Below are 23900 nucleotides of genomic sequence, written 5' to 3' on the forward strand. Positions count from 1 at the left end.
CTCTTCACGCCTTATTCGCTAAAGAAACGAGAAAAGGCAAGTCGTCCGGACGGCGCGTGGGCTGAGAACGAAGGCCGCCAAGTCCGTCAACTCTATCAGATGAAGTCGGCGTAAATGCGCATGACTTGTTCCGCCGAGTCCGCCAGGAGGGTCTTGCCGTTGCACATGGCGTCGTGAAGGGAGACCGGTCCGCAGCAGATGGAAATGATCGCGGTAATGCCCGCGTCGTAGAGTTCGTCCGTGACCTTGCCGATGCTTCCGGCCAGGGCGACACAGGGGACGCCGTGTTTTTTCGCCAGTTTGGCGATGCCGGCGGGGGCCTTGCCGTAGGCCGTCTGGTAATCGATTTGCCCTTCCCCGGTGATGACCAACTTGGCCTCTTGGACATGGGATTCCATGTCCAGAAGGTCCAGGACCACGTCGATGCCGGGACGGATTTTCGCGTCGAACAGTCCGTACATGGCTCCGCCGACTCCGCCCGCTGCTCCGGCGCCCGAAACGGCCCTGACGTCCTTGCCCGCGTCCCGCTCGACGATGTCGGCCAGGTTGGCCATTCCGGCGTCCAGGGCCAGAGCCTGTTCGGGGCTGGCTCCTTTTTGCGGGCCGTAGACCAGGGCGGCCCCGTTGGGACCGAGCAGCGGGTTGTCCACATCGCAGATGATTTCAATCCGGACCTGCTCCAGACGCGGTTCGGTCCGGGAACGGTCAATGGTCCGCACCCGTGCAAGGGACGCGCCGACGGGGGGCAGTTCCTTTTGATCCTGGTCGAGAAACCTCACTCCCAGCGCGGCGGCGATGCCCATGCCTCCGTCCACGGTGGCGCTGCCGCCGATGCCCAGGTAGATGGTCTCGGCCCCCAGGTCCAAAGCCCGGCGGATCAATTCCCCGGTTCCGTAGGACGTGGTCTTGTCCGGATCGCGCTCCTTCTCGGCCACCATGGCCAGGCCCGAGGCCTTGGCCATTTCGATCAGGGCGGTCCGTCCGCCGGGGGACCAAAAGAAGTCGGACCGGGCGCTTCGAAACAACGGGTCATGGACGTCCATGGTTTCCATGGCTCCGGGGAGTCGCTGGGAAAGGACGTCCAAAAGGCCGTCCCCTCCGTCGGCAATGGGCATTTTCGCGATGCGATACGGTTTGGGCACCCGCTTGATGCCCGCGATGATCGCTTCCGCGGCCTCGGTTCCGGACAGACAGCCTTTGAAGGCGTTGGGAGCGACGACGATTTTCATGGAGACTCCTGGAGGGAAACGTCACGGGGGATTTGATTGACCCGTGAACGGTTGACGTTCGGGGATGTCTTTCCTGCTTGTGGAAAGCCTTCGTCAGAACAGCACGGGCAGGAACAGCGGCAGGTAGACCACCAGCCAGAGCACAGCGAGCAGGCCGAGCATGTAGGGGATGATGGAGCGGGTGATCCGTTCCATGGACAGGCCGGTGATGGACGAGGCCACGTAGAGATTGATGGCCACGGGCGGGGTGATCATCCCGATGGCCAGGCCCATGACCATGATCAGGCCGAAGTGGATCAGGCTGACCTCCAACTGGCGGATCAGGGGCAGAAAGACCGGGGTGAGGATGATCAGGGCTGAGGCGGTTTCCACGAAAATTCCGGTCAGCAGGATGACCAGGGTGATCAGGAACAGGATCACGTAGAGATTCGTGGACAGGCCCAGCACGGTTTCGGCGATCAGGGCCGGGATGCCGTAGTTGGCCAGGACCCAGCTCATGATCGCGGAGGTGGCGATGAGGAACATGATCACCCCGGTGGTCATGATCGACCGGCACATGATCCGGTAGACGTCCTTCAGGGACAGATCCCGGTAGATCACCAAGGAGGCGAACAGGGCGTAGTTCACGGCCACCACCGCGGCCTCGGACGGAGTGAACAGCCCGGAAAATATCCCGCCGAGAATGATCACCGGGGTGATCAGCCCCCAGACGGCGCGAAAAAAGGTTCGCAGGATGTTGCGCGCGGAAAAGGGCGCTCCGTGCGGATAGGAACGAGCACAGGCCTGGCGCACGGCGATGGCGATGAGCACCCCACCCATGAGCACCCCGGGCAGGAAGCCGTTCAGGAACAGCCGGCTCACGGACTCCTGGGCCATGACCGCGTAGAGGATCATGGGCACGGAGGGCGGAATGACCACGCCGATGGTTCCCGCGGCGGCGATGAGCGAGGCGGAGCAGGCCGTGTCGTAGCCCTTGCGCTTGAGTTCCGGGACCAGGGTGGAACCGATGGCCGCGGTGGTGGCGGCCCCGGAACCGGAAATGGCCGCGAAGAACATCCCGGCCAGCACCGCGACGATGGACAGCCCGCCCCGGACGAATCCCAGCAGGGCGTCGGCGAAATCCACCAGCCGGGCCGAGACCTGGCCCTTGGCCATGATGTCTCCGGCCAGGATGAAGAAGGGCACGGCCACCAGCGGGAAGCTGTCCGTCCCGGCGAACATGCGCTGGACGATGAGCATCAGGGGGATGCCGTCCTGGATCAGGACGAACATTGAGGCCAGGGCAATGGCGATGGCCACGGGCACGCCGAGGAACAGCAGGGCCAGGAACGAGCCGAAGAGCAGCAGGCCCATGGTCAGTCGCCGCACCCGCGGCAGGAGCCGGAAGTCCGTTTGGTGGCCGGGGCGGAAGGCTCGGCCGGAGGAATCACCGGGTTTGGTTCATGACGGATGGTCACGTCCACGACCGGCGTCACGGCGGGCGGGCGATGTTCCGGGAACATTTCCAGAAGCAGGGCGTGCAGGCCGTGGAGGATCATCACCCCGAAGGCCGCGGGCATCACGGCGTAGACATAGGGCATGGGCAGGCGCAGGGAGGCCGTGACCTGAAAGGATTGCAGCTGCATGTAGCGCACCGCGTAGAACAGGGCCGTCCCGAAAAAGATCAGGGAGGCCAGAATGCCGACGATACGCACCATCCTGCCCAGAAGCGCGGGCAGGGAATTCACCAGGAAGGTCACGGCGATATGCACGCCGCGGCGGTAGGCCATGGTGGCCCCGAGAAAGGTGGTCCAGACCAGCAAATACCGGGAAAGCTCCTCGGACCAGGGCAGGGCCTGGAAAAAGACCCGGAAGACGATCTGCAGGGTGATCACCACCAGCATGGTCGCCATGGCGCTGAAAGCCAGGACGCCGACCACGGCGTCGACCAGGCTTGAGGCCCTGCCGACGCCGTGGACCAGTTTTTCTGGAATCAGGGACGGAGGTATCCGTCCGGAATGGTTATTGGATGGCATCCAGTATGCGCTGCAGGTATGCGCCGAACCGCTCGCCGTACTTGGTGTAAACCGGTTCAACCTTGGCCTGGAAGGCGGCGGTGTCCGGCTCCATGACGATCTGCATGCCCGCGTCGGCCAGTTCCTGGAGCTGACCGGCTTCCATTTCCGCGTTCACCTGGCGCTCATGTTCCGCGGCGGTCTGGGCGGCCTCCAGGAAGATTTCCTGGACCTCAGGACTCAGGCCGCGCCATTTGGCCAGGCCCATGACGAAAATTGCCGGGGCATAGGTGTGGCGGGTCATGGACAGGTGGGTCTGTTGCTCGTTGAGCTTGAAGGAATGGATCACGTTGACCGGGTTTTCCTGGCCGTCGATGGTCCGCTGACGCATGGCGGTCAGGGCTTCGGTCCAGGCCATGGGCACGGCGTTGGCCCCCAGGGTGGTGAAGGTGTCGATGTAGACCGGGTTCTCCATGACCCGGATCTTCAAGCCCGCCATATCATCGGGGGTGGTTACCGGGCGGACGGAATTAGTCAGGTTGCGGAAACCGCGCTCGGCATAGGCCAAACCCTTCAGGTTGACCCGTTCCAGCTTGTCCAACAGTTCCCGGCCGATGGGCCCGTCCAGCACACCGTAAGCCGCTTCCGGGGAGGGAAACAGAAAAGGCAGCTCAAAGACCGCGATTTCCTCGACGAAGTTGGCCACCGGACCGTTGGTGATGATGCCCATGTCCACGGTTCCCATCTGCATTCCTTCCAGAAGGGTCCGCTCGTCTCCGAGCTGGGCGTTGGGGAACAGGGCCACGGTGACGTTGCCGCCGGTGCGCTCCTCCACGATTTCCTTGAACTTCAGGGCCGCGATGTGAAACCCGTCCTGCTCGTTGACCACGTGGGCCAGACGGATGTTCATCTTCTGGGCCGCCTGGGCGTCGCCGCCGATTCCGAGTCCGCCGCCCAGCAACAGGGCGATGATCAGCAGTCCGAAAAAAAATCTTTTCATTTCTTTCCTCCGAGGTTGTGGTTCAAGTGTTGTGATTTGCAACTGCCCAGCACATACGGTGTATGGCCATACACCCACTCTGAATCACCGTATGTTTTAATCAATGGGCGTTCGATGTATCCGGTTTTGGTCGGAGTCGTCGATGGGATTGGCGATTGTTCATGGAGTTATTCGAATCGGGATATAGTCAGAACCCCTTGTAATCTTTGGCTCGTCGTGCTCGGCTCCGCTAAGCCGAACATCCATTATTTGTCAACCTGATGTCCAAAACAACTTCTTCCAACCCCCTGCGCATCACCGGGATGGAAGGCTTCGGGCATGGGAAAAAGCCGTGGCAACTGTCCCAGCAGGCTTCCAAGTGGGACGGGCAGCTTTTGCGCAGGCGAAGACACAATTGCTTCTCAGGGCCGGAAAAACTATGACTGGCTACGTGCCGAGCGGCGTGCCTCGTGGCGAGCCACTTCCATGCACGGTGTAGACTACATCCCACTCAACCCGTGAGCAGCAATGAAGGATTTCGTACAATTCCAGAAACTGTTGGACGAGCAGTGCCAATGGCCCTCGGTGTATACCTTTAAATTCATCGTCCCCAAGGCCAGGGCGGAGGAACTGCTGGCCGTTTTCAGCTCCTGCCCGGAGGTTTCGGTTCGGGAATCGAGCCGGGGCAGTTATCTGAGCGTCACGGCGAACATGGTCATGTCCTCCAGTGACAGGGTGATCGCTGTATACGAGGCCGTGGCGGGGATTGAGGGGATCATCGCGCTGTAGGGGGAGAAGTCAGGAGGCGGGAGTCAGGGGACGGGAGAGAGTTATAGCTATAATGGCCCGCGATGAGATTGCTCGTGCTTGGAACGGAGTTTGTTTCTCCAGCGCATCAGCTTTATCTTTCTCATACCCCAGCAACGTTCAACTTCGAGTCAGTATACTATGCCAGACGACACACTCATGGCGGCGGACGCCGCCTCTTCCCCGGTTTGCCGCGAGTTCACGGTTTTGGAGCTGCGCCGAACCGGTTTGAAGGCCGACCTCGCATCACCTTCGAAAGACGGACCGGATCATTCGCACTGGTTGCTGGACTTGGAGCCGCCGGCGGATTTTCCCGGTGAGGGTGGATGGACGCCCGGGCAGTTCGTGATGCTGCGGCCGGTTTCCTGGGCCTTCGAGCCTTTGTGGGCCCGGCCCTTTTCCATCTGCATGCTGGAGCGGGGCGTGCTGCGCATTTTTTTCCAGGTGGTCGGCCGGGGGACCAGGGCCATGAGCGTCTTGCGCCGCGGGGACCGGGTCGTGGTCTGGGGGCCGCTGGGCCGGGGATTCGTCGTGGAGCCGGAGACGCCCACGCTGCTGTTGGCCGGAGGCATCGGACTGGCGCCGTTCATCGGCTACGCCCGGCGTCATCCCCGGCCGGATACGCTGCGGCTTTTTTTCGGCCATCGACCGGAGGTCGGCGAATATCCCCTGGACTTGTTGCCGCAGGGAATGGCCGTGGAGGCTTCGCGCCAGACCTGCGCCGAGGAGTTGGCCTGCTTTGTGGGCGACCTGGAGCGCCGGATCGCGGAATATGCCGGAACGGACGGGCTGATTCTGGCTTGCGGGCCGCATCCGTTTCTGCAAGCCGTCCAGTCCCTGGCCGTGAAGCACCGGGCCAGGGCCCAGCTTTCCCTGGAAAACCGCATGGCCTGCGGGGTGGGGGCGTGTTTGGGGTGCGTGACCGAGACGACGAATCAGGCCTTGCCCGTGAAGGTCTGCACCCAGGGGCCGGTGTTCTGGGCCCATGAACTGCATCTGGGCGTGGACCTGGGCGGTAACCAAGCAGACCTTGGAGGGAAGGTATGAACCCCGCGGTGGAACTGGCCGGGCTGCGGTTGAAGAATCCGGTGCTGACCGCGTCCGGAACCTTCGGGTACGGCGTGGAGTTCGCGCCCTACGGCGACCTGACCGAACTGGGCGGGATCGTGGTCAAGGGCCTTTCCTGGGAGCCCCGTGCGGGCAATCCCATGCCCCGGATCGCTGAAACGCCCTGCGGCATGCTCAACGCCATCGGTTTGCAGAATATCGGGGCGCACCGTTTCGTGGCCGAAAAACTGCCTCTGCTGCCCTGGGCCGAAGTGCCGGTCATCGCCAATCTGTACGCCTGCGACGTCGAGGACTTCGCCCGGCTGGCGGAATACCTGGCCGGACAGGAGGGCGTCGCGGCCCTGGAGGTGAACATCTCCTGCCCCAACGTCCAGGCCGGCGGGATACTTTTCGGCCAGGACCCGGGGCAGGCGGCCAGGGTAACCCGGGCGGTCAAGGAGAAGGCCGGGACCAAGCCGGTGATCGTCAAGCTCTCGCCCAATGTCACGGACATCACGTCCGTTGCCAAGGCCGCGGCGGACGGAGGGGCGGACATCCTGGCCCTGATCAACACCCTTTCGGGCATGGCCGTGGACGTCCGCACCCGCATGCCCCGACTGGCCAACGTCATCGGCGGCCTGTCCGGACCGGCGATCAAGCCCGTGGGGCTGCGCTGCGTGCATCAGGTCAGCCGGGCCGTGGACCTGCCGATCATCGGCTTGGGGGGGATCGCCTCGGCCGAGGACGTGCTGGAGTACATCCTGGTGGGGGCGTGGGCCGTACAGATCGGCACGGCCAATTTCCTGCGTCCGGACACGGCCTTCCGCATCGCGGCCGACCTGCCGAAACTGCTGGACGACCTGGGCGTGACGTCGTGGGAGGAGTTTCGGGGTGCGTTGCGGGCGTGAGGCGGTCCGAAGACGGATTTGTTCTCGATCCTCACGTGCTGTCCGAATCGAAATCGAAATCGTCATCGAAATCGAACGCCATATCAAAGAAGATGGCGTGATCACGGAGTGATGATCGGTGTTTTTCGATTTCGATCTCGATTTCGATCTCGATTTTGATCTCGATTTTGATCTCGATTTTGAAGAGATAAAGGTATGATGGAGACGGTCCGAAGACCGTCAACACTGCTCGAAGGAATAATTTCCCTTGAAGAACTGCTCCACGTACCAGGGAATCTGGGCCTCGTCGGAGAGGACCATGTCCAGGAGACGGACCGAGCCCAGGAGTCGTCCGAGAAAATCCAGTTTTTCCTCCATCCGGGGATGATCGTATTTTTTGATTTCCCCGCGCACCATGTCCCCCGTCTGTTCGACCCGCAGCCCCAGGCGCTTCAGGATGGCCGCGATCAGCATCGCGCGCTTGGTTCGGCGCGACACGTCCGCGGCTCCGCCCTTGAACGAGAAGGTGATGTAATTGTCGTTGACCTGCTGGCCGCAGTAGGTGTCGATGGTCACGAAATGGTAGCCCAGGCGGGCGTTGTAGTGCAGGTAGTCGTCGGAAATGATGGCGTAGTTCGGTCCTCCCCTCGGGCTTCCGTGGTCCGGGTCGTTCAGGATCGTCTCGGCGATGAGCGCGGCGAATCCGGATAGCTGGACTCCCGCCGGTCCCACCCAATGCACGCCGGGATGCTCCATGCCCCGGAGCAGGGCCAGGAATGGCCTGGACGCGATGTTCTCCCGGTCCACGGCTCCGCCCTCGGGCGGGGCTTTGAATCCGCCGCCCAGGTCGAGGATGTAGGTGTTCAGCGGCAAGGACGTCTTCAATTTGACCGCGAGATGGGTGTCTTCCCGGATCTCGTCGTCGATGCGGAACATTTCCACCATGGCCTTTTCGTGGGCGAAGCGGACCACATCGTGCAGGGTCAGGCAGCCGTCGGGGCGGAAGTCGTCGCGCTTGGGGTCGATCAGATTCAAGGGGACGATTTTTTTCAACGTGTCCTTGACCAGCCGGAACAGCGGACTGCCTTTCATCAGGTTGGTGCGCGGCCTGGCCTGGATCAGGGTCATGATCCGCCCGGCGTAGACGGTCCGGCGGGAGGCGTCCAAGGTAATTTCCTCGCCGTGGGGAATGACGCTGGTGGCGTTGTCCGTGCCCACCAGGGTCGGAACGCCGAACTCCCGGGCCACGGAGGCCATGTGCCCGGTGACGCTGCCCACGTCGGTGATGATTCCCCGGATTTTGCCCATCAGCGGCACGTACAGGGTTGACGTCTGTGGGGTGACCAGAATCGCTCCTTCGGGTACGGCGGTCAGGCTGTGCTCTGTCTTCAGAACAAAGGCCGGACCGCCGGCCGTGCCGGCGGAGGCCGTGGTGCCGCCGCACAGCAGGACGTCGTGCCCTTCCAGGGCCGCGGCCGCCTCCTTGGCACAGGCGCGAGGGTCCTGCTCCGGCAGCATCAGGTTCAGGGGCCGGGCCTGCAGAATGAAGAGTTTGCCGGCCTGGTCCATGGCCCATTCGATGTCCAAGGGGCGTTTATAGTGCTTTTCCAGCATTCGCCCGTACTCGGCCAAAGCGTGAACCTCGTCGCCGCTCAGGCAGGGTTGGCCTTGAAGATGCTCTTCCACCGGGACGTCATGGATTCCACCTTCGGGGTTCATGGCGATGCGCCTGGCCTTGTGCGCCCCGACGTATTCCGGCTCACCCTCCTCGGAATTCACCCGAGAGTTCACCTGAGAGTTCACCTGAGAGTTCACCTGAGAATTCACCTGAGAGTTCACCTGAGAATTCACCTGAGAATTCACCCGCCACAAATCCGTGGGCATGGAGCCGTCCACCACGCTCACGCCCAGGCCCCAAGCCGCGCTGATGATCAGGTTTTGGCTTTCCGGTTCGTTGGGGTCCTGGGTGTACATCACCCCGCTGACACGGGCGTCGACCATGTTCAGGCAGAGCACGCACATGACCATGTCCTGGTCCCGGTAGCCCACGCTGCGGCGGTAAAAGACCGCGCGGGGATTGTACATGCTGGCCACGACTTCCTTGTAGGCACCGAGAATGGTGTCCTGGGTGACGTTGAGGATCGTGGAGTGCTGACCGGCGAAGGAGGATTCCGAGTCCTCGCCCGTGGCGCTGCTGCGCATGGCGAGGCGGGTTTGCGGTCCGAACTCCTGAAACAGCTCCTTGGCCTCGTAGAAGATGCGACATTCCAGGTCCTCGGGCAGCGGGGCGGCCATGATCAGCTGCTGCACCGCGGAGCAGGCTTTGGTGAGTTGCGTGGTGTCCTGGATGTCCACGCCTTTCAGTTCGCCGCGGATGGCCTCGTACAGCCCCGCGGAGCGGAAAAAATCGTGACAGGCATAGGCCGAGACCGCGAACCCCTTGGGCGTGGGCAACCCGACACGGTTGGACACTTCGCCCAGGTTGGCCGCCTTGCCGCCGACCTGCCCCACATTTTCGTGGCTCAGCCTGACCAGCGGAAGCACGAGACAGGTTTTTTCCAGCTTGCGCTGCCTGGTCAATCCCCGCAGGACCTGGATGCCGATCCGCTCAGCCGCGCTGAACAGTTCCGAATATTTGCCGCCGGAAAGTGCGTTCAGATCCTCGGCCAGCTCGTAGACCACGCCCACCAGTTCCTCGCACTGGCAGAGGACCTCGTCGAAGGTGAAGGGCTGGGAGTCGTAGAGCAGATTCTCCAGGGCGTTGATCAACTGCAGGGACTTGTTGTTGTGGCCGAGCAGCTTTTTGAAGAACAGGTATTTGCGTTGAAAAGCCAATTCTTCCGGTGCGATGCGCATGGTGATTTTGCTTTTGGCGATCAACTGGTCAAGCAAGGAAGGCATGGAATGTGTCCGTCTCTCACTAGAGGAGGAAAGAGGTGAAGGAATATAATGAGGGGAAACGTGGAGGCGCCGGTTGCGGAACTCCTAAACATGAATTTTTTACGCCGGAACCGCGAGAATGACAACAGCCATGGTCCGCAAGGCTTGAGGAGCGAAAAGAATGGGCCTGGAAGATGAAATGCCGAAAAATGTACTGGAAGCCGAAGCCGTTTTCCGCTAGGAGGGGGATCGACGCGGGCGACCGATCGGGGTTGCCGGCTTTTCTTCATCCCGCCAAACACATCTCCACCAACGGTGCACCCATGCTTTGGCCCCACAAGGACCTGCTCTGCATTTCGCAATTGACCGCGGCTGAAATCCTCTACGTGTTTCAGATGGCCCGCCGTTTCGCCGAGATCAATACCCGTCCGGTGAAAAAAGTGCCGACGCTCAAGGGCAAGAGCGTCATCCTGTTTTTCGTCGAACCGAGCACGCGGACCAAAACCTCCTTCGACATCGCGGGAAAACGACTCTCCGCGGACACTTATTCCCTGGCCGCTTCGTCCAGCAGCCTGCGCAAGGGCGAGAACCTCAAGGATTCGGCCCTGACCCTCCAGGCCATGCATCCGGACGCCCTGGTCCTGCGGCACCATCAAAGCGGGGCCGGTGAATTTCTGGCCCGGCGGCTGTCCTGCTCGGTGATCAACGCCGGTGACGGCTGGCATGCCCATCCCACGCAAGCTCTGCTGGACGGGTTCACCCTGAGCGAGGTCTGGGGGGACGACATGACCGGGAAGACCGTGCTCATCGTCGGGGACATTGCTCACAGTCGCGTGGCCCGGTCCGACGTGCTGCTGTTCACGGCCCTGGGAGCCCGGGTTCGGATCTGCGCTCCACGGACCCTGTTGCCCGCCGGGGTTCGCCAGTGGCCGGTGGAGGTGTTCGCAGATCTGACCGAGGCGTGCAAGGGCGTGGACGCGGTCATCTGTCTGCGGTTGCAGCTGGAGCGCCAGAAGGCCGGGCTTTTGCCCGATTTGCGCGAGTATGCCAGGACCTACGGCCTGGGAGCAGGGCATCTGAACAAGGCCAATCCCGGAGTGCTGGTGATGCATCCCGGCCCCATGAACCGGGGAGTGGAAATCGACGCGGCCCTGGCGGACGCGGAAAACAGTTTGATTCTGGATCAGGTCTCCGCCGGCGTGGCCACCCGCATGGCCCTATTGTTTCTCTTTCTGACCCGCAAAGACGCTCCGGGCCAGGGAGACGTGCGCAGCGACCAGACCGAATCCCGTCAACCTCAATCCCCGTTGCTTCAGGAGGACTAGGCCATGCCCGGACCGGATCTCATCGTGCGCAATGTGCTCTGGCAGGACGAACTGGTCAGCCTGTGGATCGGGCAAGGCGTGGTACAACGCCTTGCGCCGCCGGACGAACCGTCCTCGGAAGGCGAACAGCTGCATGGCGGCGGAGCGCTGCTTCTGCCCGGACTGATCGACGCCCATGTCCATCTGCGCGAGCCCGGGTTCGAATACAAGGAAGACATCGCTTCCGGCCTGGAGGCCGCTGCCCGAGGCGGGTTTTCCGCCGTGCTGGCCATGGCCAACACCAGCCCGGTCAACGACTCCGCGGCGGTTACTTCATTCATGCGCGACAGGGCCGCCGCGGCCCATCCATTGGGACCACGCCTGCATCCCGTCGGAGCGTTGACCAAAGGTTTGGCCGGACTGGAACTGGCCCCGCTGGCGGAACTGGCCGAGGCCGGATGCGTGGCCTTTTCCAACGACGGCATGCCGGTGGCCAATCCGGACCTGTTTCGTCGGGCCATGGAGTACGCGTCGGATCTGGGGCTGGTGGTGATCGATCACTGCGAAGACCCGGTCCTGGCCGAAGGGGCGAGTATGAACGAAGGCCGGGTCAGCGGCCTGCTGGGCCTCAAGGGGCAACCGGTGGTGGCCGAGAGCATGCAGGTGGCCCGGGACATCCTGCTGGCCGAATACCTGGACCTGCCGATCCATCTGGCCCATATCAGTTGTCGGCAATCCGTGGAGCTGATCCGCTGGGCCAAGGTCCGCGGGGTGCGGGTCAGCGCCGAGACCTGCCCGCATTACCTGCTCTGGACCGAGGAAATGGTCCAGGGGTACAATACACTGGCCAAGGTCAATCCCCCCCTGCGCACCGACGACGACGTGCTGACCCTGCGCCAGGCCGTGAGGGAAGGGGTGATCGACATCCTGGTCACGGACCACGCGCCCCACGCGGACCACGAGAAGGAAGTCCCCATGGACGAGGCTCCCAACGGGATCAGCGGGCTGGATACGGCTCTGTCCCTGAGTTGGAAGCTGGTTCGCGAAGGCGTGTTGTCGCCGCAAGACCTTTGCGCGCTGTGGTCCGCGCGACCCGGAGCGCTGTTTTCCCTGCCGGTGAACCGTTTTCAACCCGGCGATCCCGCGGACTTCATTCTTTTCAACCCGGACCTGGAATGGACGGTCACCCCGGAAACGCTGCGCTCCAAGGGCAAAAACACCCCATGCCTCGGGCAAACACTGCCGGGGCGAGTCGTGGCGCACGGGATTGCCGGCAAAATTTTGTTTTCATGACGTCGATGCATCGTAAGGAGTTGATATGGCGCAACCACTGAAAGATGCCGTTGGCATCTGCAAAACCATCATGCGCAACGGGTTTGACGCCTACGTGATCAATGCCCGGTTGCAGGAAAAGATACTGGAAGGCGAGGCGGAACGGGAGATCGACATCAGCACGGACGCGGACTTCGAGGATCTGAATAAGCTGTTCCCTCTTTTCGAACCCGGTACGACCCCGGACGTCACCGGAACCTTGAAGGAGGGCGACGTCCTGATCCGTGTTTATCCCGCGGATGTCGAGGACGGGTCCTATCCCGAAGAGTGCGTGGCCCGGTTCACTCCGGGGATGATCAAGGCCCTGGAGAAGACCGAGGGCGGCCTGCCGCTGCAATTGGCCTGTCCGTACATGCCCAAGGCCAAGGAGCTGTATGACGGCTTCGCGGACATCGGAGTCGGTGAAATCCGGTTCCAGGGCATCCCGGACGAGACGCTGAAACAGAACTACCTGCGCGGCGTGCGCGCGTTGCGCTTCGCGGCCAACTTTCATCTACCCATTGAGCCCAACTCCTGGATGACCATCGTCCGGTCCGCCCGACGCATTCTGGACTATGTTTCGGTTTCGGACATCATGGACGAGTGGCGCAAGGTGGAAGCGGAGAACATGTGGCACTTCGTGAAGCTGCTCTACGAAAGCACCATCCTGCACGGCCTGATTCCGGAAATCGCGGCCTTGAGCCGGGTCAAGCAGATCAAGAATCCGGAGGAGGGCGAGGAAGTCGTTCTGGATCACACCATTGAACTGATGCGCCGATACCCGGAAGAGTTGCCCTACGACTGGTATGGAACCATGGGGTGCTTGTTTCACGACGTGGGCAAGCTGTACACGGCGGAATACGTGGGCGGTCAGTGGACATTCTACCAGCATCATCGGGTGGGGGCCAAGGTGGCCCGCAAGATTCTTAATCGATTGCGTTTTTCTCCCGAGGAGATTGACAAGATCTGCCACCTGGTACGCAACCACATGCGGTTCCATTTCATGCTCACGGACAAGGGCATCCGCCGGTTCACCGCCGTGGACGACTATCCGCGGTTGATTGAAATCGCCAGGGCGGACGTCAAGGCCCGCAACGGCGCGTACAAGGAGTTCAACCACAACATGAAAATGCTGGAGCGGGCGGAAATTCCGGAAGAAGCTCTGGAACCCCTGCTCAATGGCCACGAGATCATGGACTTCGCCGAGATCAAGCCGGGACCCGCCGTGGGCGTGATCCGAGAAGCCCTGCTCCAGGCCCAGATTTCCGGCGAGGTGACCTCGGTTCCGGAAGCCGTGGAGTTCGTGCGCAATTACCGGGAGAAGGAAAAGTTGCAGTGACCGATATGCTGGAGGCTCGGTTCACCCAATATTTTCTTTACACGCGAAACCGTCCTGATCGTTGTTGTATCAATCTGGATTGGATTTTTGAAACGGTTGCGAATCCGGACGCCGAAGTGGTTCAACAAGATGGCCGAATTCGGAGATGGAAACGAATTCCAGAAGCGGAAGGTCGGTTTCTCCGTGTCATTCTCCTTGAGGATGGGGTGACGATTCACAACGCATTTTTTGACCGCAGGTTTCAGGGATAAACACCATGCAGGCGAAATACTTTCCGGATACGGACACCCTGCTGTTGATTTTCAGCAGTAGTGAAATCGTGGAATCTTATGATCTCAATGAAAATACTTTGGTTGAAATCGACGCAGTGGGCAATATCGTCAGCATGACGGTGGAACATGCCAAGCAGCAAACCAATGTGAACGAGTTTTCCTTTCAGCTGGCTCCTGTCCATTGAAACTCAATCTTCTCGACTTCACGTACTCCGAACTTGAACAGTTTTGTTCCGGTTTGGGAGAGGCTCCGTTTCGGGCGCAGCAGCTTTGGCAGTGGCTGTGGCAGAAGCGGGAGCGGGATTATGGTCGGATGACCAATATCTCCAAGGAACTGCGTGAGCGTCTTGGCCAGACGGCGGACGTGCTTTGGCCGGAGGTGGTTCACGTCCAAGCCAGCAGGGATGGGACGACCAAGTTTTTGCTGGCCCTGGCGGATGGCCAACACATTGAAACCGTCCTGATCCCGGAGAAGGACCACTTCACTTTGTGTCTCTCCACCCAGGTCGGTTGCGCATTGGGCTGTACCTTTTGCGCCACCGGCCGGATGGGATTGGTCCGCAACCTGACCATGGCGGAAATCCTGGGCCAGATCCTCGTGGCCCGGGAGCATGTCGCCGGATTGACCCAGGGCCAGCCCCAGGACCAGACCCAGGGCTTGGCGCTGCGCAATCTCGTGTTCATGGGCATGGGCGAGCCGCTGCTGAACTGGGAGAATCTGCGTCGGGCTCTGGAATCGCTGCATCATCCCCTGGGGCTGGATTTTTCCAAGCGGCGGATTACCGTGTCCACGGTGGGGGTGCCGGGCATGCTTTCGGAGTTTGGGGCCTCTGGGCTGGCTTCCCTGGCCGTGTCCCTGCATGCTCCGACCCAGGATCTGCGGGCCCGGATCATGCCCAGGGCCGCGCGGTTTGTCCTGGACGACCTGATTGCCGAGCTGGCGGCTTACCCGCTGCAACCCAGACAGAAAATCACCATTGAGTACGTCCTGCTGGGAGGGGTGAACGACGACCTGGGCCATGCTCGGGAACTGGTTCGGCTGCTGAACAAGGTCAAGGCCAAGGTCAATCTGATCCCCTTTCATCCCTCGCCGGAACTGCCCTACGCCGCCCCGGACATGAATCGTGTCCTGGCCTTCGAAAACCTCCTCAAATCCAAGGGCCTCCCCGCAACCTTGCGTAAAAGCAAGGGGCAAGATATTTCTGCCGCTTGTGGCCAGTTGCGGGCGGATGTCGCCGCCCTGGAATGACGGTTGAAAAAAGTCTTATACTTTTTGCAACTACACAGCACAGAGAAATTCTGTTGTCGGTGTCGGAATCGGGATCGGGATCGAAAACGCTGGGATGCGTTCTCAATTCTTCCTGTTTCGATTCCGACTCCGATACCGACCCCGACACCGATTGGCGGTGCAAGATCGGACATAAAATGTACTGCGTGGTTACAATTTTTTTCAAATTATGCCGCGAGTTTCAGCATTCCACACCTTTTTCATTATTCGGACAATTGCGGAGGAGTTGCCCTGTGAAACCTGATTTTGCGAAGTGCGACGGGCTTGTGCCGACCATTGTCCAGGACGCCGCGAGCTTGGAAGTCCTGATGGTGGCGTACATGAACGAAGAGGCCTGGGAGCAAACCCTGGCCACCGGGGAGGCCCATTTTTACAGCCGGTCCCGGAGAAAGTTGTGGCACAAGGGCGGGACGTCCGGACACGTGCAGAAAGTCCGGTCCGTTCGGATCGACTGCGATGCGGACACGATCCTGCTTCTGGTGGAGCAGGTGGGCGGGGCGGCCTGTCACGAGGGCTATCGAACCTGCTTTTACCGGACCATGGAGAACGGCGCGTGGACGACCTGCGCGCCGCTGATTTTCGATCCCAAGGAGGTATATAAATAAATGACGACACCCAACGACCAACTCAAGCTGGGCATCCCCAAGGGCTCCCTGCAGGACGCCACCATCAGTCTGTTCGCCCGATCCGGATGGAAAATTCATCTGCACTCCCGGAACTACTTTCCGGAGATCAATGATCCGGCCATCAATTGCAGCATCTGCCGAGCCCAGGAAATGGCCCGCTACGTGGAGGCCGGAACCCTGGACGCCGGATTGACCGGCAAGGACTGGGTCATGGAGTACGAGTCCGACGTGCATGTGGTTTCGGATCTGGTCTACTCCAAGGTCAGCTCCCGCCCGGCCCGCTGGATTCTGGCCGTGGCCGGGGACTCCCCCTATCGTCGGCCCGAAGATCTGGCCGGGAAGAAGATTTCCACGGAACTGGTGAATTTCACCAAGCGCTACTTTCAGGCCGCCGGCATTCCGGTGGAGGTGGAATTTTCCTGGGGGGCCACCGAGGCCAAGGTCGTCGAGGGCCTGGCGGACGCCATCGTGGAGGTCACCGAGACCGGCTCGACCATCAAGGCCCACGGGCTGCGGATCATCGCCGAAATGATGCAGACCAACACCCAGCTCATCGCCAACAAGGCCGCCTGGGCCAATCCGGTCAAGCGGGCCAAAATCGAGCAGATCGACATGCTGCTCAAGGGCGCGTTGCGGGCCGAGAAGCTGGTGGGTCTGAAGATGAACGTGCCCCAGGCCCGGGTTGACGATATCATGTCCGTGCTGCCCAGCCTGACCTCGCCCACCGTGGCTCATCTGCTGAACAGCGACTGGATGTCCGTGGAAATCGTGGTCGAGGAAAACGTGGTCCGCGACCTGATCCCGGACCTGGTCCAGCGAGGCGCGGAAGGGATTATCGAGTATTCCTTGAACAAGGTGATCTAAGACCGTTTCCAACTCAATGATTCGCTTTCGGTGTCGGAATCGGGATCGGGATCGATACGGTTTGGTCACTAACATTCTGAATTCGATCCCGATACCGATAGCGAAGCGCCGACACCGATAACTGTTTTTCTCAAACGAATAACGCATTACCGAAGTGGAATTGGTTTAAGATCTTCTTTCCGTTATCAGCCGGGAACCCCGGGAGAAGTATCGTGAATAAACGGCGCACGTCCTTTCCTACTCCATCGCCACGGCGATGGGTATTGTTGCCGTGGAAATGGGCGTGCGTCTTTTTTATCATTTGCCTGGGCCTGATGGTGTCGGGCTGCGCCGGTACCGGGACTTCTGCACCCTCCCAAGGCGAAGAAGGGCGTGGGCTCAGCCCCCGCGAAGTCCGGATTCGCCTGGACCTGGCCGACGCCTATTTGCGCAGCGACGAGCCTCGGATGAGTCTGCGGGAGTTGCTGCGAATCCAGCGGGCCGCCTCGGACTCTCCCCGCTACCAGTTCACCCTGGGATACACCCAGTTCATGCTGGGAAATTGGCCCGCCGCGGTGGAGGCCCTGGAACGGACCGTGGCTCTGGACCCCAACCATGCCGAGGGGTGGAACAACCTGGGCTTGGCGCATCTTGCCCAGGACGATTTTACGGCAGCGGAGTTCGCCTTTCTTCGCGCACTTGAAAGACCCACCTACCAGACTCCGGAAATCGCGGCCCTGAACCTGGCGTTGCTGCATCTGGAACGTGACGATCCGATCGCGGCCAGGCGGTACGCCGACAGGGCCATGGATCTGAACTGGCGCTTTGGTCGAGCTTATCTTCTGGCCGCGGAGATCGAGGTGGGGCAAGGGAACCTGGAAGCAGCCGTCGATCTTTTGCGGCGGGGCGTTGAAGCGGATACGGCCAATGTCCGGATGATCCTGACCCTGGCTGAATATCTGCTGCTCGCCGGTCGCGACCAGGAAGCCGATAAATGGCTGCTGCTGGTGATCGAGGCCGCTCCGGACGGTCCGGAAGCGAAAACGGCCGAAGGCTACCTGCGGTCTCTGGGAAGAATGACCGGGCACGGACTTGAGGATGACGGCGGTCAAGAAGGGCGAGGCACGGAAATAGCCGACTCAACGACGGAATTGACGACGTCTCCGACGTCTCCAACGCCCGCCCCAAGCTCACCTTCAACTTCGGCGACACCTTCGGCCATCTCCCCGGAAACACTCGCGGACTCGATGTACATCGTCCAAGTTGGTGGGTTTCTTGACCAAGACAAGGCAAAAGCGTTGCGCGACGGTTACGCGGCCAAGGGGTATCCGGCTGGTATCGTCGAAGTGACGCACGCGGGTCGTCAATGGGTTTTAGTGTACATTGACGCATTTCTTGATCTGGATGCGGCGCAACGCCGGTCGCGGGAGTTTTTGAGCCTGGAAAACGTCGACGCCGTGGTGACCCGCGTCGACGTGGAGCGATATCTGCCGCTGGATGCGCCTTGAGCGGTCACGAGCCGTCATCCTTTCCTCTGTTCTTCTTTTCCGATGTCCTATCTTTTTTTGGAGATCAGTCGTAAAGTTGATTGATTTCAGCGTGATGAATCTCTTCTGGAAAAGAGGATGCTTTTTCGGTATTTATGATGGAGTCTGACAGCCAGAATCGCGGCTGATGGACGACGTCGTGATCTCCCGGCTCGTCACGATTCGATTTCCCTTTAATTCTTCCCGGCATATTCGCGCGGAGGTTTCCCATGCCCCAAATCAAGCAGGCCAAACTGGTCGACGATCCCCTCTGGTATAAGGACGCCATTATCTACGAAGTCCACATCAAGGCGTTTTTCGACAGCAACTCGGACGGGATCGGCGACTTGCCGGGATTGACCCAGAAGCTGGACTATCTGGCTGATTTGGGAATCACGGCCATCTGGCTGCTGCCCTTTTATCCCTCTCCGTTGCGCGACGACGGCTACGACATCGCCGACTATTTCAGCGTTCACCCCCAGTACGGGACCATCAAGGATTTCAAGGTCTTTTTGCGCGAGGCGCACAAGCGTGGCCTGCGGGTGATCACCGAGTTGGTGCTTAACCACACTTCGGATCAGCATCCCTGGTTCCAGCGGGCACGCAATGCTCCGCCCGGGTCCTCTTGGCGCAATTTCTACGTCTGGAGCGATACGCCGGACAAGTACCAGGACGCCCGGATCATCTTCAAGGATTTCGAGACGTCCAACTGGTCCTGGGACCCGGTGGCCAAATCCTACTACTGGCACCGCTTCTACTCTCACCAGCCGGACTTGAATTTCGACAACCCCCAGGTGGGTAAGGCCCTGTTCCGGGTGATCGACTACTGGCTGAAGATGGGCGTGGACGGGATGCGGCTGGATGCCGTGCCCTATCTGTTCGAGCGCGAAGGGACCAACTGCGAGAATTTGCCTGAAACGCATCAGTATTTGAAGGACCTGCGGGCGCACATCGACGCCAAGTATCCGAACCGGATGCTCCTGGCCGAGGCCAATCAGTGGCCCGAGGACGCCTGCGCCTATTTCGGCGACGGCGATTCCTGTCAGATGGCCTTCCACTTCCCATTGATGCCCAGGCTGTTCATGGCCCTGCACATGGAGGAGTCCCATCCGATCATCGATATTTTCGAGCAGACCCCGGACATCCCGGACAACTGTCAATGGGCCTTTTTCCTGCGCAATCATGACGAGTTGACCCTGGAAATGGTTACCGACGAGGAGCGGGACTACATGTACCGGATGTATGCCCGTGATCCCCGGGCGCGGATCAACCTGGGCATCCGTCGTCGACTGGCTCCGCTACTGGAGAACGACCGCAAGAAGATCAATCTGCTCAACGCGATTCTTTTCGCCATGCCCGGCTCCGTCGTTCTCTATTACGGAGACGAGCTGGGCATGGGCGACAACTACTACCTGGGGGATCGGGACGGGGTGCGCACGCCCATGCAGTGGAGTTCGGACCGCAACGCCGGCTTTTCCCGGGCCAACCCGCAGCGTCTCTACCTGCCGGTGGTCATTGACCCGGAGTATCATTTCGAGGCCATCAACGTGGAGACCCAGGCCCAGAACCAAGCCTCGCTGCTGTGGTGGAACAAGCGGTTCATCTCCATGTACAAGCGTTTCCGGGCCTTCGGGCGGGGGGACATGGAGTTTTTGCGCCCGGAAAATCCCAAGGTCCTGGCTTTTTTACGCCGCCATGAGGACGAGCATCTCCTGATCGTGGCCAACCTTTCCCGGCATTGTCAGTCCGTGGATCTGGACCTGGGGGGCTATGCGGACTGGATTCCCGAGGAGGTCTTCAGCCGCAACCGCTTCCGTCCGGTCGGGGAGGGCGGCTATACGCTGACCCTGGGATCCTACGGTTACTATATTTTCCAGATGATTCGGGCCGAGCAGCCCGGCCTGGGCGGAGAGGTCCGGGATCTGCCTCAGCTGACCATCCGCTCCGTGGAACAGGATATCTGGAACGGCGAGGTGGGGGAGCGCCTGGAAAAGGACATCCTACCCAGGTTTTTGCCCAAGCGCCGTTGGTTCCGAGGCAAGGCGCGTACGATCCAGCAGGTCGCCATCGACGACGTCCTGGAGTTCAACAATTCGGACCAGGTGTCCCTGATTCTGATTCTGACCGTGGACTACGTGGAAGGGTCGGAGGAACGGTACGTGCTGCCCTTGACCATGGCCTGGGGCGACAACGCGCGGGACATCGCGGCCGAAGAGACGGCCCACGTGCTCAGCCGGATCGTCAGGACAACCCGGCAGGGAGAAGAGCAGGGCGTGCTGTTCGAGGCCGTGTACGCTCCGGATTTTGGCAAACGACTGATCAAGTTTCTGAGCAAACGCCAACACCTTCGGGGCCGCCGGGGCGAACTGCATGCCTGGCCTGGTCGGGATTTGCGCCAGCGCGACATTTTGCGTTTGGAACCGCAACTGTCTCGATCCGAGCAGAGCAATTCCTCCATGATCTACGGCTCCGAACTGATCCTCAAAATTTATCGTCGCTTGGAGCGCGGGCCGCAGCCGGAGCTGGAGTTGTGTCGGTTTCTCACGGAACGGACATCGTTCCGAAATATTCCGCTGTATGTCGGGTCTTTGACGTATCATCAAAACGGGCACGAGGATTCCGTTTTGGGCGTGCTTCAGCAGTTCGTTCCCAGCCATGGCGACGCCTGGAAGTACAGTCAGGACGCTCTGGAACGGTACGTGGAGGCGGTATTGTCTCTAGGCGCGGAGTCGGCGGCCCCTGAGTGTCCGTGCGGGTACTGGGATGCGGCCCATGGCAGCACTCCGGAAGCGGTGACCGATTTGATCGGTCCCTATCTGGAAATGACCGCTCTGCTGGGCCGGCGTACCGCGGAACTGCACATCGCCCTGGCCTCGCGGGCCGATGATCCGGCCTTCGCCCCGGAACCGTTTTCCTATCTGTATCAACGCTCGGTGTTTCAGAGCCTGCAGAATCAGCTGAAAACGGTCTTTGGCTTGCTGCGCAAGAATTTAAAGCGGCTTGATGAAGAGCAGAGCGTTTTGGCCCGTGAGGTTCTGGAAACGGAGAAGGCCGTCCTGGAGCGATTCAGGACCATTCACCGACATAAGATCCAAGCCTCAAAAATCCGGATTCACGGGGACTATCACCTGGCCCAGGCCCTGTACACCGGCAAGGACTTCGTGATCATCGACTTTGAGGGCGAACCGGCCCGGGCCTTGAGTGAGCGACGTTTGAAGCGCTCGGCCCTGCGGGACGTGGCCGGGATGTTGCGCTCGTTCGATTATCTGGCCCAAATGGTCCTGCGCGACCAGATCGCCCTGCGCAAGACCGACGCGGCCGTGTTGGCCCCGTGGATCGACGCCTGGTCTTCGGCGGTTTCCGGGATGTTCCTGAAGAGCTACCTGGAACTGGCCCGGGGACACGTTTTTCTGCCGGACAAGGATGAAGAGATCAAAAGCCTGCTGGAGATCTTCGTCCTGGACAAGGCGGTCTACGAATTGGGCTACGAACTGAACAATCGCCTGGACTGGGTGGATCTCCCGCTCAAGGGCTTGAAAAACCTCATGGAGGTGCCGACATGAACCACGTCATTCCCGGCGTCAGCCTGTTTACGGAAACGGATAGTTATCTCTTCAAGGAAGGCCGACATTTCCGGCTTTACGACAAACTCGGCTCCCACCCTATGGAAGTGGACGGACGTTGGGGAGCCTTGTTCGCGGTATGGGCTCCCAATGCCGAGCGGGTCAGCGTGATCGGGGACTTCAACGACTGGAATCACGATGCCCACGTGCTGCACCCACGCTGGGACGGCTCCGGCATCTGGGAGGGGTTCATCCCGGATGTCCATCCGTGGCAGCTCTACAAGTACCACATTCGATCCCGGCATCATCTGTACAGCACGGACCGGGCCGACCCCTTCGCCCGGCACACCGAGATTCCCCCGAACACGTCCTCCGTGGTCTGGGACTTGAAGTACCAGTGGCACGATGATCAGTGGATGCGTGAACGCGGGCTGCGCAACGCCCTGCACGCGCCCCAATCCGTCTACGAGGTCCACCTGGGATCCTGGCAACGGGTGCCCGAGGAGTCCAACCGTTATCTGACCTACCGCGAATTGGCCACCCGGTTGACCGGGTACGTCCGGGAGATGGGCTTCACCCACGTGGAATTTCTGCCGGTGATGGAGCATCCCTTCTACGGCTCCTGGGGCTACCAGACCCTGGGGTATTTCGCGCCGACCTCCCGGTTCGGTCCGCCCCAGGACTTCATGTACCTCGTGGACCAACTCCACCAGAACGGAATCGGCGTGATCCTGGACTGGGTGCCCTCGCATTTTCCCGGAGACGGACACGGCCTGGCCTATTTCGACGGCACCCATCTTTTTGAACATTCCGACCCCCGGCAGGGCTACCACCCGGACTGGAACAGTTATATCTTCAACTACGGTCGCAATGAAGTGCGCTCCTTCCTGATCAGTTCGGCCCTGTTCTGGCTGGACAAGTATCATATAGACGGGCTGCGGGTGGACGCCGTGGCCTCCATGCTCTACCTGGACTACTCCCGTGAGAATGGGGAATGGATTCCCAACCGGTACGGCGGGCGGGAGAACATCGAAGCCATCGAGTTTTTGCGCGCCCTGAACGAGGCCGTGTACACCAACTTTCCGGATACCCAGACCGCTGCGGAGGAATCCACGGCCTGGCCCATGGTCTCCCGGCCCACGGATGCTGGAGGCTTGGGGTTCGGCATGAAGTGGAACATGGGCTGGATGCACGATACCCTGGACTATTTGTCTCTGGACCCGGTGCATCGCAGGCACCATCACAACCAGCTGACTTTCAGCATCTGGTATTCCTTTGCCGAGAACTTCATCCTGCCCATGTCCCACGACGAAGTGGTCTATGGAAAGGGATCACTGCTGAACAAAATGCCTGGGGATGATTGGCAAAAACGAGCCAACCTGCGGCTTTTGTTCGGGTATATGTTCGGTCATCCCGGCAAGAAGCTGCTGTTCATGGGCGCGGAATTCGGGCAGTGGTCCGAATGGGCCCACGAGCAGAGCCTGCAGTGGCATTTGCTGCACCAACCGGAACACGATGGCTTGCGGCGTTGGGTGCAGGACTTGAATCATCTTTACCGGGCCGAGCCGGCCTTGTATGAACTGGATTTCGACCAGAACGGGTTTTCCTGGGTGGATTGCAACGACGCGGATCAGAGCGTGATCAGCTTCCTGCGTCGAGGCGCCTGCACCCAGGATCTGATCCTGGTGGTGGCCAACTACACCCCGGTGCCCCGGGAAAACTACCGGGTCGGGGTGCCTCGGGGCGGGTTCTGGCGGGAGATCATGAACAGCGACGCTCAGGAATACGGAGGCGGCGGCATGGGCAACATGGGCGGCGTGGAAGCCTCTCCCCTGCCCAGCCATGGCCAGTACTCCTCTTTGGCTTTGACGTTGCCGCCGCTGGGCGTGGTGTTTTTCAAGAGCGACGGTCCCGACGACGGGGACGTGGTGTGCCGGAACGAACTTTACGCCGAGATTCCGGAGTCGCCCACCGTGGATTTTTTTCTCAAGAAGCTGAGCTGACC

19 protein-coding genes are annotated in these 23900 nt (G+C 60.7%); 14 read left to right on the forward strand and 5 right to left on the reverse strand.

The genetic code is table 11. From position 1 onward, the window contains the following. Positions 1-95 precede the first annotated feature (95 nt). The 4 genes from AC559A_RS07600 to AC559A_RS07615 all read right to left on the reverse strand — a co-directional run bounded on the left by AC559A_RS07600 (position 96) and on the right by AC559A_RS07615 (position 4223). The gene (locus AC559A_RS07600; RefSeq protein ID WP_498817241.1) at positions 96-1229 is read right to left on the reverse strand and encodes a glycerate kinase family protein; all 1134 of its coding nucleotides are present in this window, start codon (positions 1227-1229) and stop codon (positions 96-98) included. 93 nt (positions 1230-1322) lie between these two features. Continuing rightward, positions 1323-2582 (reverse strand): TRAP transporter large permease, encoded by a 1260-nt coding sequence (locus tag AC559A_RS07605; protein WP_028572391.1) that lies wholly within the window; start codon positions 2580-2582, stop codon positions 1323-1325. Between the two features lie 2 nt (positions 2583-2584). After that, a complete protein-coding gene (locus AC559A_RS07610; protein WP_498817243.1) occupies positions 2585-3244 on the reverse strand; it encodes a TRAP transporter small permease in 660 nt (219 codons plus the stop codon). Continuing rightward, positions 3231-4223: a TRAP transporter substrate-binding protein gene (locus AC559A_RS07615; RefSeq protein ID WP_498817245.1), complete on the reverse strand. Its 993-nt coding sequence runs from the start codon at positions 4221-4223 to the stop codon at positions 3231-3233. Before AC559A_RS07615 ends, AC559A_RS07610 begins: the two co-directional genes overlap by 14 nt. A 507-nt stretch (positions 4224-4730) precedes the next feature. Between AC559A_RS07615 and AC559A_RS07620 the strand changes: the two genes are divergently transcribed. The 3 genes from AC559A_RS07620 (at position 4731) to AC559A_RS07630 (ending at position 6964) form a co-directional block, all read left to right on the forward strand. After that, a complete protein-coding gene (locus tag AC559A_RS07620; RefSeq protein WP_498817246.1) occupies positions 4731-4991 on the forward strand; it encodes a DUF493 family protein in 261 nt (86 codons plus the stop codon). 159 nt (positions 4992-5150) lie between these two features. Next, positions 5151-6056: an iron-sulfur cluster-binding protein gene (locus AC559A_RS07625; RefSeq protein WP_498817248.1), complete on the forward strand. Its 906-nt coding sequence runs from the start codon at positions 5151-5153 to the stop codon at positions 6054-6056. Then, positions 6053-6964 carry a dihydroorotate dehydrogenase gene (locus tag AC559A_RS07630; RefSeq protein ID WP_028572388.1) on the forward strand — a complete coding sequence of 304 codons (912 nt, stop codon included), beginning with the start codon at positions 6053-6055 and terminating at the stop codon, positions 6962-6964. The genes AC559A_RS07625 and AC559A_RS07630 overlap by 4 nt, the downstream gene beginning before the upstream one ends. Positions 6965-7183: 219 nt before the next feature. Here AC559A_RS07630 and AC559A_RS07635 read toward each other — a convergent pair whose 3' ends face one another. Then, entirely contained in the window at positions 7184-9844 is a 2661-nt protein-coding gene (locus AC559A_RS07635) for a PEP/pyruvate-binding domain-containing protein (RefSeq protein WP_498817250.1), read from the reverse strand. Positions 9845-10146: 302 nt separating this feature from the next. Between AC559A_RS07635 and AC559A_RS07640 the strand changes: the two genes are divergently transcribed. From AC559A_RS07640 to glgB, 11 genes are all read left to right on the forward strand, one after another. Then, complete coding sequence (locus tag AC559A_RS07640) at positions 10147-11148, forward strand: aspartate carbamoyltransferase catalytic subunit (protein ID WP_498817251.1); 1002 nt, start codon at positions 10147-10149, stop codon at positions 11146-11148. A 3-nt stretch (positions 11149-11151) separates the two neighbouring features. After that, the gene (locus tag AC559A_RS07645; protein WP_498817253.1) at positions 11152-12420 is read left to right on the forward strand and encodes a dihydroorotase; all 1269 of its coding nucleotides are present in this window, start codon (positions 11152-11154) and stop codon (positions 12418-12420) included. A gap of 25 nt (positions 12421-12445) precedes the next feature. After that, complete coding sequence (locus AC559A_RS07650; RefSeq protein WP_028572385.1) at positions 12446-13777, forward strand: HD domain-containing protein; 1332 nt, start codon at positions 12446-12448, stop codon at positions 13775-13777. After that, positions 13774-14028, forward strand: coding sequence for a hypothetical protein (locus tag AC559A_RS07655; RefSeq protein WP_435050750.1), 255 nt, complete (start codon positions 13774-13776; stop codon positions 14026-14028). Before AC559A_RS07650 ends, AC559A_RS07655 begins: the two co-directional genes overlap by 4 nt. Positions 14029-14033: 5 nt before the next feature. After that, entirely contained in the window at positions 14034-14234 is a 201-nt protein-coding gene (locus AC559A_RS07660; protein ID WP_028572383.1) for a DUF2283 domain-containing protein, read from the forward strand. Next, positions 14231-15298: a dual-specificity RNA methyltransferase RlmN gene (gene rlmN, locus AC559A_RS07665; protein WP_498817255.1), complete on the forward strand. Its 1068-nt coding sequence runs from the start codon at positions 14231-14233 to the stop codon at positions 15296-15298. The genes AC559A_RS07660 and rlmN overlap by 4 nt, the downstream gene beginning before the upstream one ends. Positions 15299-15570: 272 nt before the next feature. Beyond that, positions 15571-15942, forward strand: coding sequence for a phosphoribosyl-AMP cyclohydrolase (gene hisI, locus AC559A_RS07670; protein ID WP_035261686.1), 372 nt, complete (start codon positions 15571-15573; stop codon positions 15940-15942). After that, the gene (gene hisG, locus AC559A_RS07675; RefSeq protein WP_028572380.1) at positions 15943-16827 is read left to right on the forward strand and encodes an ATP phosphoribosyltransferase; all 885 of its coding nucleotides are present in this window, start codon (positions 15943-15945) and stop codon (positions 16825-16827) included. A 263-nt stretch (positions 16828-17090) separates the two neighbouring features. Then, positions 17091-18314 (forward strand): SPOR domain-containing protein, encoded by a 1224-nt coding sequence (locus AC559A_RS07680; RefSeq protein ID WP_498817257.1) that lies wholly within the window; start codon positions 17091-17093, stop codon positions 18312-18314. A 248-nt stretch (positions 18315-18562) separates the two neighbouring features. After that, positions 18563-21895 (forward strand): maltose alpha-D-glucosyltransferase, encoded by a 3333-nt coding sequence (gene treS, locus AC559A_RS07685; protein WP_498817259.1) that lies wholly within the window; start codon positions 18563-18565, stop codon positions 21893-21895. Beyond that, entirely contained in the window at positions 21892-23898 is a 2007-nt protein-coding gene (glgB, locus tag AC559A_RS07690; protein WP_084032013.1) for a 1,4-alpha-glucan branching protein GlgB, read from the forward strand. Before treS ends, glgB begins: the two co-directional genes overlap by 4 nt. Positions 23899-23900 lie beyond the last annotated feature (2 nt).

Origin of the sequence: Desulfonatronum zhilinae, from assembly GCF_900182865.1 — a bacterium.
GTDB lineage: Bacteria > Desulfobacterota > Desulfovibrionia > Desulfovibrionales > Desulfonatronaceae > Desulfonatronum > Desulfonatronum lacustre.

What these genes read in the sequence shown, in the direction of transcription:
- AC559A_RS07625 (WP_498817248.1), top strand. Translation starts at nt 5,151, where the DNA reads ATGCCAGACGACACACTCATGGCGGCGGACGCCGCCTCTTCCCCGGTT.
- AC559A_RS07635 (WP_498817250.1), bottom strand. Translation starts at nt 9,844, where the DNA reads ATGCCTTCCTTGCTTGACCAGTTGATCGCCAAAAGCAAAATCACCATG.
- glgB (WP_084032013.1), top strand. Translation starts at nt 21,892, where the DNA reads ATGAACCACGTCATTCCCGGCGTCAGCCTGTTTACGGAAACGGATAGT.
- AC559A_RS07660 (WP_028572383.1), top strand. Translation starts at nt 14,034, where the DNA reads ATGCAGGCGAAATACTTTCCGGATACGGACACCCTGCTGTTGATTTTC.
- AC559A_RS07605 (WP_028572391.1), bottom strand. Translation starts at nt 2,582, where the DNA reads ATGGGCCTGCTGCTCTTCGGCTCGTTCCTGGCCCTGCTGTTCCTCGGC.
- treS (WP_498817259.1), top strand. Translation starts at nt 18,563, where the DNA reads ATGCCCCAAATCAAGCAGGCCAAACTGGTCGACGATCCCCTCTGGTAT.
- AC559A_RS07630 (WP_028572388.1), top strand. Translation starts at nt 6,053, where the DNA reads ATGAACCCCGCGGTGGAACTGGCCGGGCTGCGGTTGAAGAATCCGGTG.
- AC559A_RS07620 (WP_498817246.1), top strand. Translation starts at nt 4,731, where the DNA reads ATGAAGGATTTCGTACAATTCCAGAAACTGTTGGACGAGCAGTGCCAA.
- AC559A_RS07600 (WP_498817241.1), bottom strand. Translation starts at nt 1,229, where the DNA reads ATGAAAATCGTCGTCGCTCCCAACGCCTTCAAAGGCTGTCTGTCCGGA.
- hisG (WP_028572380.1), top strand. Translation starts at nt 15,943, where the DNA reads ATGACGACACCCAACGACCAACTCAAGCTGGGCATCCCCAAGGGCTCC.
- AC559A_RS07650 (WP_028572385.1), top strand. Translation starts at nt 12,446, where the DNA reads ATGGCGCAACCACTGAAAGATGCCGTTGGCATCTGCAAAACCATCATG.
- AC559A_RS07615 (WP_498817245.1), bottom strand. Translation starts at nt 4,223, where the DNA reads ATGAAAAGATTTTTTTTCGGACTGCTGATCATCGCCCTGTTGCTGGGC.
- AC559A_RS07640 (WP_498817251.1), top strand. Translation starts at nt 10,147, where the DNA reads ATGCTTTGGCCCCACAAGGACCTGCTCTGCATTTCGCAATTGACCGCG.
- AC559A_RS07610 (WP_498817243.1), bottom strand. Translation starts at nt 3,244, where the DNA reads ATGCCATCCAATAACCATTCCGGACGGATACCTCCGTCCCTGATTCCA.
- AC559A_RS07645 (WP_498817253.1), top strand. Translation starts at nt 11,152, where the DNA reads ATGCCCGGACCGGATCTCATCGTGCGCAATGTGCTCTGGCAGGACGAA.